General features: G+C 33.1%; 13 protein-coding genes. 1 reads left to right on the plus strand and 12 read right to left on the minus strand.

Translation table 11 applies throughout. The features are described from left to right. Nucleotides 1-36: 36 nt before the first annotated feature. The 8 genes from atpG to J9309_RS03295 form a co-directional block, all read right to left on the minus strand. Nucleotides 37-903: an ATP synthase F1 subunit gamma gene (atpG, locus tag J9309_RS03260; RefSeq protein WP_230477006.1), complete on the minus strand. Its 867-nt coding sequence runs from the start codon at nucleotides 901-903 to the stop codon at nucleotides 37-39. 70 nt (nucleotides 904-973) lie between these two features. Beyond that, nucleotides 974-2,548, minus strand: a complete 1,575-nt coding sequence (gene atpA / locus J9309_RS03265; RefSeq protein WP_230477007.1) for a F0F1 ATP synthase subunit alpha — start codon at nucleotides 2,546-2,548, stop codon at nucleotides 974-976. An 11-nt stretch (nucleotides 2,549-2,559) separates the two neighbouring features. After that, nucleotides 2,560-3,120, minus strand: coding sequence for an ATP synthase F1 subunit delta (gene atpH, locus J9309_RS03270; protein WP_230477008.1), 561 nt, complete (start codon nucleotides 3,118-3,120; stop codon nucleotides 2,560-2,562). 2 nt (nucleotides 3,121-3,122) lie between these two features. Next, on the minus strand, nucleotides 3,123-3,617 hold the full coding sequence (locus J9309_RS03275; protein ID WP_230477009.1) for a F0F1 ATP synthase subunit B: 495 nt from the start codon (nucleotides 3,615-3,617) through the stop codon (nucleotides 3,123-3,125). Nucleotides 3,618-3,715: 98 nt separating this feature from the next. Further along, nucleotides 3,716-3,925 (minus strand): ATP synthase F0 subunit C, encoded by a 210-nt coding sequence (gene atpE, locus J9309_RS03280; RefSeq protein WP_121934815.1) that lies wholly within the window; start codon nucleotides 3,923-3,925, stop codon nucleotides 3,716-3,718. A gap of 73 nt (nucleotides 3,926-3,998) precedes the next feature. Continuing rightward, nucleotides 3,999-5,129 (minus strand): F0F1 ATP synthase subunit A, encoded by a 1,131-nt coding sequence (gene atpB, locus J9309_RS03285; protein WP_230477010.1) that lies wholly within the window; start codon nucleotides 5,127-5,129, stop codon nucleotides 3,999-4,001. Between the two features lie 78 nt (nucleotides 5,130-5,207). Further along, nucleotides 5,208-5,588 (minus strand): hypothetical protein, encoded by a 381-nt coding sequence (locus tag J9309_RS03290; RefSeq protein ID WP_230477011.1) that lies wholly within the window; start codon nucleotides 5,586-5,588, stop codon nucleotides 5,208-5,210. Between the two features lie 3 nt (nucleotides 5,589-5,591). Beyond that, on the minus strand, nucleotides 5,592-5,807 hold the full coding sequence (locus tag J9309_RS03295; RefSeq protein WP_230477012.1) for an AtpZ/AtpI family protein: 216 nt from the start codon (nucleotides 5,805-5,807) through the stop codon (nucleotides 5,592-5,594). Nucleotides 5,808-5,841: 34 nt separating this feature from the next. Between J9309_RS03295 and dusB the strand changes: the two genes are divergently transcribed. Then, nucleotides 5,842-6,840, plus strand: a complete 999-nt coding sequence (gene dusB / locus J9309_RS03300) for a tRNA dihydrouridine synthase DusB (RefSeq protein WP_230477013.1) — start codon at nucleotides 5,842-5,844, stop codon at nucleotides 6,838-6,840. 36 nt (nucleotides 6,841-6,876) lie between these two features. Here dusB and J9309_RS03305 read toward each other — a convergent pair whose 3' ends face one another. The 4 genes from J9309_RS03305 to J9309_RS03320 form a co-directional block, all read right to left on the minus strand. Further along, nucleotides 6,877-7,260: a hypothetical protein gene (locus J9309_RS03305; protein ID WP_230477014.1), complete on the minus strand. Its 384-nt coding sequence runs from the start codon at nucleotides 7,258-7,260 to the stop codon at nucleotides 6,877-6,879. Between the two features lie 5 nt (nucleotides 7,261-7,265). Continuing rightward, on the minus strand, nucleotides 7,266-8,324 hold the full coding sequence (locus J9309_RS03310; protein ID WP_230477016.1) for a DUF2891 domain-containing protein: 1,059 nt from the start codon (nucleotides 8,322-8,324) through the stop codon (nucleotides 7,266-7,268). 183 nt (nucleotides 8,325-8,507) lie between these two features. After that, a complete protein-coding gene (locus J9309_RS03315; RefSeq protein ID WP_230477018.1) occupies nucleotides 8,508-10,463 on the minus strand; it encodes a putative porin in 1,956 nt (651 codons plus the stop codon). A 100-nt stretch (nucleotides 10,464-10,563) separates the two neighbouring features. Then, the gene (locus J9309_RS03320) at nucleotides 10,564-12,009 is read right to left on the minus strand and encodes a RagB/SusD family nutrient uptake outer membrane protein (protein WP_230477019.1); all 1,446 of its coding nucleotides are present in this window, start codon (nucleotides 12,007-12,009) and stop codon (nucleotides 10,564-10,566) included. Nucleotides 12,010-12,025: the final 16 nt, after the last annotated feature.

A 12,025-nucleotide genomic window follows, 5' to 3' on the forward strand; every position in this document is an offset into this window, starting at 1 on the left:
ATTGCTTGATTGTATGTTGAATATAATATTCTAATCTTATGCATTTAATGCTTCTGCACCACCAACGATTTCTAAGATCTCGTTTGTAATAGCAGCTTGACGAGCTTTGTTGTATTGAATTTTCAATGCTCTTTGTAACTCGCTTGCATTATCAGTTGCTTTGTGCATTGCCGTCATACGTGCACCGTGTTCAGAAGCGTTCGCATCTAAAACAGCTTTGTATAATTGCGTTTTTAATGTTTGAGGGATTAAATCATTTAAAATCTCTTCTTTCGAAGGAGTGAAAATGTAATCTAATTCCGCTGCATTTTCTTCTTCCCCTTGTTCTAAAACTACAGGTAAGAATTGCTCATCTTGAACGATTTGAACAGCTGCATTTTGAAATTGGTTGTATACGATACGAATTTGATCATATTTACCTACCTTGAATTGAGCTACTAATTCGTCAGCGATTTTTGCAACATCTGCAAAATTTAAGTTATCCCATAAAGCAGATTCATTAGAAGCAATTGTTTGAGTTTTTTTGAATGACTCGTAAACTTTTTTACCAATCGTTACTAACTCAACATTTTTACCTGCTAATTCACCTTCTAATAAAGCGTTAACTTTCTTAATAATACTAGAATTATATCCTCCACATAAACCACGGTTAGAGTTAATAGCTACTAAAAGTACATTATTAATCTCACGTTGTTCTGTTAAAGCTCCACCTACACCAGCATCTAAAGTAGCACTTACATTTTGTAATAAGTCACGTAATTTATTTGCATATGGACGTAGTTGAACAATAGACTCTTGTGCACGATTCAATTTAGCAGCAGATACCATTTTCATAGCACTTGTAATTTGCATTGTTGAACCTACAGAAGTAATTCTACTACGGATTTCTTTTAAATTTGCCATATAACTTTATAAGTTGAAGGATTATATAGTATAAACTAGGAACCGAAGCTCCTAGTTTATATAGATATTATTAATATTTAGCTGTAGTATCAGCTACCACTTGGTTTAATGTAGCGATGATAGCATCATCCCATTTCCCTTTACGGATAGCTTCTAAAGTTTCAGCGTATTTGTTTCTCAATAACTCAACGAAATCAACTTGCCATTCTTTAACTTTATCAGTAGGAACATTTTTCAATAATCCGTTTGTACCTGCAAAGATAACAGCAACTTGCTCTTCTACTGGCATTGGAGAGTTAACTCCTTGCTTTAAAATTTCAACGTTACGAACCCCTTTACCGATAACTGCCATAGTAGCTGCATCTAAGTCTGAAGAGAATTTCGCGAACGCTTCTAACTCACGGTATTGAGCTTGATCTAATTTTAAAGTACCAGATACTTTTTTCATTGGTTTTGTTTGTGCAGAACCACCAACACGAGATACAGAGATACCTACGTTAATCGCTGGACGAACTCCTGAGTTGAATAAATCTGACTCTAAGAAGATCTGACCATCCGTAATCGAAATTACGTTTGTTGGGATATATGCAGAAACGTCACCTGCTTGAGTTTCGATAATTGGTAAAGCAGTTAATGAACCACCACCTTTCACGATACCTTTCATTGATTCTGGTAAATCATTCATTTGAGATGCAATTGTATCATCAGAGATGATTTTAGCTGCACGCTCTAATAAACGAGAGTGTAAGTAGAAAACGTCACCAGGGTAAGCCTCACGTCCTGGAGGACGACGTAATAATAACGACACCTCACGGTAAGCTACCGCTTGTTTAGATAAATCATCATAAACAATTAAAGCTGGACGACCAGAGTCACGGAAGAACTCACCAATAGCTGCACCTGACATAGGAGCATAAACTTGCATTGGAGCTGGATCTGATGCATTTGCAGCAACTACTACTGTGTATTTATCAGCACCGTGATCTTGTAATGTTTTCATAATTCCTGCAACTGTAGAACCTTTTTGTCCAACAGCAACATAAATACAGTAAACTGGTTCCCCTCTATCGTAGAATTCTTTTTGATTTAAAATTGCATCTAACGCAACAGAAGTTTTACCTGTTTGACGGTCACCAATGATTAACTCACGTTGACCACGACCAACTGGAATCATCGCATCAATAGAAACGATACCTGTTTGTAACGGCTCGCTTACTGGTTGACGGTAGATAACCCCTGGAGCTTTACGCTCGATTGGCATTTCATATAATTGACCTTCGATTGGACCTTTACCATCGATAGGATTTCCTAACATATCTACTACACGTCCTAACATTCCTTCACCAACATTGATCGAAGCAATTTTATTAGTACGTTTTACAGTATCACCTTCTTTGATTCCTGTAGACGTTCCGAAAAGTACAATACCTACGTTATCTTCTTCTAAGTTTTGTACCATTCCCTCTAAACCATTAGAGAACTCTACTAACTCACCATATTGAGCATTATCTAACCCATAAACGCGAGCAATACCATCCCCAACACTTAGAACGGTTCCTACTTCTGCTAATTCAACTGCTGAATCGAAGCTAGAAAGTTGTTGTTTTAAAATAGCTGAAACTTCAGCTGGATTTATTTCTGGCATCTTTGAAATATTTAATATTTAGGAATGTAATCTTTATTTAAAAATTCTTTTTTAAGTGAAGTTAATCTTGATTTAATTGATGAATCGATTTGAGTATTACCTACTTTTAAAACGAAACCTCCGATTAAAGAAGCATCAATTTTATTCACAACTTTCACTTGTGCATTTGCATCTAAACCTTCTTTCGCTTTAGCTACAATTTTGTCAATTGTTGGTTGATCCAACTCAACAGCTGAAGTAATTTCTGCTGTTACAATATTATTCATAATATCATAAATCGTGATAAATTGTTCAGCGATTTTTGATAAAATGTTTTCTCTTCCTTGTTTTACAACTAATGAAATGAATTTTTGAGAAGTTGGAGAGAAACTAGCAAAAATTTGTGCTAATGTTGTTTCTTTCACTTTAACATCTAAAATAGGTGAGTTTAAAAAAACTTTTAAATCATCACTTTTATTAATAATGTTAATCACTTCATTCATCTCAGCATAGACAAGGTCAGTTTGATTCGCCTCTAAAGCGTATTGCATCAAACCTTTAGCATATCTATTTGCTGCTCTGAATCCTGCCATGATTAGTTGAATTTAACTTGATCAATAACTTGATTTACTAAAGCTTCTTGAGCTGGTTTGTCAGCTAATTCTTTAGATAAAATTTTCTCTGCAATTTCGATTGATAATTGACCAACTTGGTTTTTGATATCAGCCATCGCAGCTGCTTTTTCGTTAGAAATTGCTGTTTTAGCAGATTCGATTAAACGGTCAGCTTCAACTTGAGCAGTAGATTTTGCTTCGTTAACGATTTTATCTTTCATTTCACGAGCTTCTTTTAAAATCGCATCACGCTCAATTTTAGCTTCTTTGATTAATCTTTCGTTTTCTGCATTTAATGCTACTAATTTTTCTTCTGCTTTCTTAGCTGCATTTAAAGCATCTTCGATAGATTTTTCTCTTTCAGTAACTGCAGATAAGATTGGTTTCCAAGCTACAGATCTTAAGATTACTAATAAGATGATAAAAACAATCGCTGTCCAAAAAATCAGACCAACCGAAGGAGTTATTAAATCCATTGTATGTTTTATTTGATATGTTTAATTTTTACTTTAATTTTTTAATAAGAATTAGCTTCTATAACCAACCGTTACAGAAGCTAAATTCCTTTCAATTCTTATCCGTTACCTAATAACGCAACTACGATTCCGAATAAACCAGCACCCTCGATTAAGGCTGCAGCGATAATCATAGCTGTTTGAATTTTTGAAGCTGCTTCTGGCTGACGAGCGATACCTTCCATAGCTGAAGAACCGATTTTACCGATTCCGAAACCTACTCCTAATACTGCTAATCCAGCTCCTAAAGCTGCAATACTTCCTGAAATTGCCATAATAATATGATTTAGATATATTAAAAAATTATTTTTTTACTTTTTTGTCCTTCTTGTATTCTACTTCTTAGTGTGCATCGTGGTGTTCGTGTTCTGCTGTTGCAGTTCCGATGAATAATGCTACTAACATTGTAAATACGAATGCTTGTAATACCGCTACTAATAACTCTAAACAGTAGATAAATAATGCTAATGGTAAAGAACCACCTGCCATAAATTCTGTTTGGAAGATAAAGATTAACGAAATTAATGATAAGATAATGATGTGACCTGCTGTAATATTAGCAAATAAACGTACCATTAAGGCGAATGGTTTAGTCACAATACCGATTAACTCGATAGGAGCTAATAAGATTTTCACTGGTACTGGTACACCAGGCATCCATAACATGTGCCCCCAGTATTCTTTGTTTCCTGATACATTAATTACAATTAATGCAATTAAAGCTAAAACAAATGTTACTGCAATATTACCTGTAACGTTTGCTGCACCTGGTAATAAACCTAATAAGTTATTAACCCAAATGAAGAAAAATAACGTTAATAAGTAAGGCATATATTTAGCATACTTTTTCTCTCCAATATTTGGAATTGCAACTTCGTCACGAATAAAGATAATAACTGGCTCTAAGAAACCAGCGATTCCTTTAGGAACTAAATCACCTTTTTTGTAGTTAGAAGCTACAGTAGAGAATACTAAAATTAAGATTACAAAAGATAATAACATCGATGCTACATTCTTTGTAATAGAGAAATCTAATGGTTTCTCATTTGCTAAATACCCAGCCTCATCGAAAGAAATTGCACCGTTTGCATCTGTCTTGTACACTTTTTCGTGGTATAAAACATAGTGATTCCCGTTGCTTTCTACGATATCCTCTCCGTGGTGGAATTTAGATGACATGAAAACATTTAATCCGTTATCATCCCATAAAATAATTGGTAATGGAATAGAAACACTGTTGTCTCCTTCTCCCCATAAGTGCCACTCATGTGCATCACCAATGTGGTGCATAATTGTTGGTACAGGATTGAAAGTTTTGTCACCAGCTTTCACTTGAGCCATTTCCTCTGCTTTCGCTTGTTTTTCTTTCTGTACTAATTCACTGAACGTCTTAGCATCAGTCACAGTAGAAGCCGCATTTGCGAATCCGAATGTGAATAACATTAAAAACGTTAATAACGCTGAAAATTTCATGTATAATTCCTTTGTATCTAAATTGCGTGCAAAATTATAGTAAATTAACCACTTACCAAAGCGTAATGCTAAAAATCATTAAAACTTTTTTAACTCAAGTTTAATTAATCGTAGAAACACTAAAACTTCGATGAGCAAAATTACAAAATATGCCAATACCAAATGTAAAACATTTGATTTAATTTGCTCATTCACAACAATAAGTGCTAATACGATACCCATTTTAGCTACCATTCCACCCATGAAAGTGAACCCTACAAAATCAGGACTTTTAACTTTTACAAAGAATCCTAATTGTAAAATCATAAACGTAATTAATCCTAAAATAATATAGATTTTGTACACTATTGGCGGATTTTCGCTCAAGTTCATAGCTGATACAACTCCAAAATGAATTACACCTACAATAATTACTAACGCTATATATATTAATGTTAGTTTTATAAATTCTTTCCCCATAATCTACTCTTTTGGTAATTGGCGAATGACTGAAAATATTCCTCCAAAAACACCTACTAACGACATTGCGGCTGTCCAATAAGGTTGTTTGGTTTCCATTTTTCCATCTAACCAATATCCAATTCCGGCAAAGATAGCAATCGTTAACGCCATTTGAATTCCCATTCCAGAAAATTTCAAGAAATTATTCACGTTTTTTGTCTTAGGCTCTTGTTTCATAATTATTACGTAATTTTGCAAAAAATTATTTCTAGTGGTAAAGATAGGAAACATAGAGTTACCAGACTTCCCTTTGTTACTTGCTCCGATGGAGGATGTAAGTGATCCGCCATTCCGTCGTTTATGTAAGGAACATGGCGCAGATTTGATGTATACTGAGTTTATCTCGTCTGAAGGATTAATTCGTGACGCGATTAAGAGTCGTATGAAGTTGGATATTTTTGATTATGAAAGACCAATTGGTATTCAGATTTTTGGTGGTGATGAAGAAGCAATGGCGATGTCTGCTAAAATTGTGGAAACTGTCGAACCTGATTTAGTAGATATTAATTTTGGTTGTCCTGTAAAGAAAGTAGTTTGTAAAGGTGCTGGTGCTGGCGTATTAAAAGATATTGATTTGATGGTTAAATTAACAAAATCAGTAGTTGAAAGTACACATTTACCAGTTACAGTTAAAACTCGTTTAGGTTGGGATCATGATTCTATTAATATAGATGAAGTTGCACAACGTTTACAAGATACAGGAATCAAAGCCTTGGCAATTCACGGTCGTACTCGTGCACAGATGTACAAAGGACATTCGGATTGGTCGCACATTGCAAGAGTAAAAGCAAATCCAAATATTGAGATTCCAATTTTTGGAAATGGAGATATTGATTCGCCACAAAAAGCTGTAGAATACAAGGAAAAATACGGTGTTGATGGTGTGATGATTGGACGCGCTGCTATTGGTTATCCTTGGATTTTTAATCAGATTAAACATTACCGTGAAACGGGAGAATTGTTACCAGAACCTACCATTTACGAACGTATGGAAGCTGCTAAAAACCATCTTTTATGGGCTGTTGAATGGAAAGGTGAACGCACAGGAATTTTAGAAACTCGTATGCATTACACGAACTATTTCAAAGGTATTCCTAATTTTAAACCTTATCGTACGAAATTAGTTACACAAGATAATTTAATTGATATCGAAGCAACTTTTAAAGAAATTGAAGAAGAATTTATTCCTCAATTACTTAATAATATTTAAAATAAAAACCATCTCAATTGAGATGGTTTTTTATTTTTATATGTGAATTCCAATACCTCCAGCTTCACAAATCGGATTCGTGTGCCAATCTGCATCATCATCAAAAAGCATATCAAATTGATGCTCTTGATAAAATTCTAATTTATCTTCACTATCGGTATAAATAATTTTATCTGCAATTCCTAAAGTTGTAGCATCAGCAATTAAATCAGCATTTCGACCTTCTAATTTAGGTTCAATATTCATTCGTTTACAGTGTTCCAAATATTGTTCGTTACTTGTACGCACCGTCAAAATCCAAACATCATGTCCTTTTCTAATCATTCGCTGTGCTAACAGAAATAAAACTTCATCTGTTAAAGTATCATCATAATCGAAAGCCACTTTCAATTTATAATTTCCGTTTTGATCTATAAACATTATTTCTATTTTAATTCTTGTTTCGTTTTTAGGGCATATAAAGCAAAAGTACCTAGCCAGTGACTTCCCATGTAATCATCATTTGAAATGTTATTGAACGAATAATTAAAATGATGATCAGCCCAAGTGTTTAAATAATTTAATTCTGGTAATTTATGTGCAATTTGATACAAAGCGGTTGCACGACTAAAATTTAACCCATCCAAATGCACCAATTGTCCATCCGTACGATCAGAAACAATTCCTGGTTTTAATTCATGTTTTCTATCAAACAACTGTGGTAAAAATGCTTTTAACCACGTTTTATATTCTTTGGTTGGTGTAATTTTCGACATTAGTAAAGCTTCTTCTAAACAAGCCGAAAGAAAATCAGATCCACTTGGCTCAAAACCAAGATTACATCCTTTATCTTTTAAATATAAACGATTCGCATTCTCGATAATCACTTGTTCAAAAGCTTTATCATTAACCGAACGTGCATAATCAATAGCTAAACTCAACCCAAAAGCAGTGTTATCGTGTGTACCTGTACGCACAGGATAAACTAATTTAGGTAAATATCCATTGTACTTTTCGACAATCAAATCACTTAAAGGTTGAAGATTTTTAGCCCATTGTTGTGCGTCTGCATCCTGCCAATTATTCAACTCCATTTGCAATTGAAGCAACCAAGCCCATCCATAAGTACGTTCGAAATTTCGGTTATTTTTATCTTCGAAAAATGCTTTTTCTATGGCAACATTTTCAGTAGTGATTAATGCATTTAATTGTTTTCTTACTTCGTCATTTTTATCCAATTCCGGAAAATCTTTCATCAACTTAACTATCGACCAAAATCCGTGTACCGAAGAATGCCAATCGAAGCATCCGTAGAAAATAGGACGTAATTGCTTTGGTGTTTTTAGATCCGCATCACTTCCTAAAACATTACCTAATTTGTTCGGATATTCTATCGTGATGCAATGCGTAGGTAATTCGAAAATCTTTTGTGCTTGTTCTATTTTCAACTCTTGTGCAAAAGCTGAGGATGAAATTATTGTGAATAGGAATAAAATTCGTTTCATGAAGATTGTTTTTATAAAACTAATCAAAATATTCTACTTCAATATCTTTTATATTAAGCTGTTTTACTGTTTCTCGTTAACTTATAAATGTGATGTAATTCTGAAACAAGTTCAGAATGACTATTTCAATTTATAAAAAACAAGACAAAAAAAACGACATCATCAGAAGTCGTTTTTGTTATATTATGTAAAGATATTCCACTTTAAACCTAATTGAATTTTGAATGCTCGGTAAGGTACACCTGGAGCAGAAAAATATTTAGGTTCTTTAGAGAACATCGAGTTTAAATGTTCACCTCGGATATAGAATCGCATATTCTGAACTTTGAAGTTAATGAATGCATCTATAATTGGAAAATCACCAATCTCTTGAATTTGATCTCCGTTTTGCATCATCATTTCTCCTGTTACAGGAAAATATTGAAACGCGTTATATCCAGTAAAATAATATGCATTAAGACCAGCTTGTAACTCGCCTTTTCCATCAAAAACTTTACCTTGCCAATAGAATGTTTCACGCAAAATTAAATCTGGTAACGGCATTACCTCTTTATTCTTCGTTACATTTTGATATTGAATCGTAGAAACTAAATTGAAATTTTTAGCAAACGTTAAATGATTCGTTAATTTTAGTTTAAAATAATTGATGTTATCATTCAATTGTGTTGGTAAAAATTCTGCATTTGTATAAACGTAATTATCTATATTATATGCAGCAGCTTCTATGGTTGTGTTTAATTTATCTAAGTCTAAAATTCCGTAGATTTTTTGTGTATTTTCTTTATCAAATTGATTAAAATAATTAAAATCTGCAAAATAACTTTGGTTGTACAGTAAATTAAGAGATGGAATATTTGATTGTGCCAAAATACCAGCCGTTAAAGTATAACCATTAATAGGTTGTATATCCAAAGCCGCATCTATATGGTATAAACCATCGTAATTACTTCCTTGTAACAATTCACCATTTGCACGAAGACGTAATTTTTCGTTCCAATCAAAATCAATATTAGCCACAGCTCCGAATAAATTCTCAGTCCAATCTTTTCGAATAGGATTAAATTGAATTTCTGGATTCGTATTAATTAAGACGTCATCTACACCAATTTTTACATTTTGAAATTTGATTCCGGCTTCCGCTTTTAAACGATTTGTCCATTGAAATCCTGCTGTGGTGATGTTACTAAAATTCGTAGTATATTTTTTATCACGCGTATCGTTACCAATTACTGGAGAAGTATAAAATTCTGTAACACCTTGTTCAAAACGCATTTTTTGTTTTTCATATACCAACGAGTTTTTTAATTGAATTGGATGATAAACAGACGAGTCTGAAGCGTTGATTCGATTTAAAATACCATAAACTCCTGTTATACTTACGCGACGAGAATCAAATTCAGAACGTGAATTTCTCATGTTCATTTCGATGTTTCTAACGTTTGTTAAACGACGATCGTCCTGATAAATGAAATCGTAAATATCTTTTACACCACCATTTTCTTGGTTGTCAAATTTTTGAGAAGCAAAATGACCTTGAATTTTTAATCGTTCATTTTTCGATTTATAGTTTGATGAAAAAACAAAACTATTGTTCTTATTCCCTTCATTTCTAAATCTACCTTCGGAATTTAACCCACGATAATGTAAAGTATAATTGAATCTAGAATTTAAATTATGCGAAAAAGTCGTCGACAAAAAGCTTCCTTCTTTTACACCAGCTTCGTAAATAAATTCTGTATAAGGAGTTTTTACATCAAAATAACGTACATCGTTTACACCATAGTAATTGTACTTTTTCCCGAAAGGAAGCATTGAAATAACAAAAAGTTTATCTTGCATTTCTAAATCCATTACCACAGATCCAACATTCGGAAACATCATTTTACCGAATAAATCTTGTTTAATGAAATTTTGATTGTAAAAATTTTTGATAGACAAAGTTGTATCAACAATTGATTGTTTCGAATTTTCTGTCCAAAATTTATAATCATCTATTTTGGTTTTGAAAATCTGAATTGAATCGTTTGTTGAATTTCCTTTTAAAGGTTTCACTGTTCGGGATTCAACTAATGAATCATTTACTTGGGCAAATGAATAAAAACTGATTCCGAATAATGTAATGAAAAAATACTTCTTCATAAAATTGTTATAACGATACAAAAGTAATCTAAAATCTGAGAGAACAAAAAACCCACTCGCATGGAGTGGGTTAAAAATTATATAATTTTTTGAATATTGATTACCAACCTGGGTATTGTGTCATATCTGGAACAATATCTCTTTCTGTTCTTGGAATAGGTAATACGAAAATTCTATCATTCGCATCCACATCACAACGTGTACCACCACAGTTTGTACCTTTGTTAATTGGTAAGTTATTACGTTTTAAGTCAAAGAATCTATGTCCTTCTCCGATGAATTCTTTTTTCTTCTCAGTTAAGATTCCATCTAAAACGTTACCTTCATTGTAAGTAATTGCACTTCCTCTAGAAGCTACGAAATCGTTTAATAAAGCAACCGCTTGTGCATTTTGACCTGCTTTAGCTAATGCTTCCATTTGTACGAATAATGCTTCTGTCATACGGAAAACTTTTACGTTCATTGTATAATTTCCTTGTGCAGTATTACGAGGCCATTTTCTTAACCAAACTCCTTTAGGTTCATCAGATGCTGGCGTTCCTGAAGTGTTAAATAAAGCTCTCCTCACATCACTTGTTTCAAAAGTATTGTAGAAAGATTGTCTTGCTAATAAACTTCTGTGTGCTCCTGTATTTGAGTAAAATGCTCCTAAATGTGAGTTTACACCTAAGTTATTAACCTGAGTTTGTTCAACTTCCCAAATTGTTTCATTTTGCTCTTCCGATTTCGTTACATCAGTTGATGTAAAGTAATCGTATAGATTAGCTGATTCAATTCTTGAGTAATTAGATGGAGAAGATGTTAAAACTTCATTTGCTAATGAAGCCGCTCTTTCGTAATCTCCTGCAGCACCTCTTGTTAATAATACTTTAGATAAGATAAATTTACCTGCTGTTGGAGATAAATATGTTTTAGAACCCCTGTCTAAATTTCCCATCTCTACCGTACCTTCTTCCAAATCTTTTACAATTTGTGCATAAACTTCAGCAACTGTAGAACGACCAATTTTATGATTAGGATTATATAATTCTAATTTTAATGGAACACCATACTCTTGATTAACTCCTGAAGTTGGATTTGGCGAAAATAATTGTGCCAAATAAAAGTATGCCAAACCTCTTAAGATTTTAGCTTCACCTTTAAGTTTTTTTACATTTTCTGTTTCCTCTAAATTTGTATCGAGAATAACGAAATTAGCACGTTGAATTACTGTGTATAAAGCTGAATATTGTCCAAAACTTGTATCACCAATCCATGATAATGAATTTTCAGTTAAGAAATATCCATCATTAGTTGTTGATACGAAAATGTTATCAGAAATAACATCTCCATAGATCAACATATTTGCACCAAAGTTTGTTCCTGAAGCAAGTCCTAAATACGAACCGATAACGAAACGCTCCATTTGCTCTTCATTTCTCATCCCGTTATTCACATCAAAGATATCTCCGATTACTGGATACTCTTCTAATCTCTCTTCGTCACACGAAAAAAATAATGGAACTAATGCCAATAAGGCTATTTTAAATAAATTCTTTCCTTTCATAATAATAATTTTAATC

It is taken from the genome of Faecalibacter bovis (assembly GCF_017948305.1).
Lineage (GTDB): Bacteria > Bacteroidota > Bacteroidia > Flavobacteriales > Weeksellaceae > Empedobacter > Empedobacter bovis.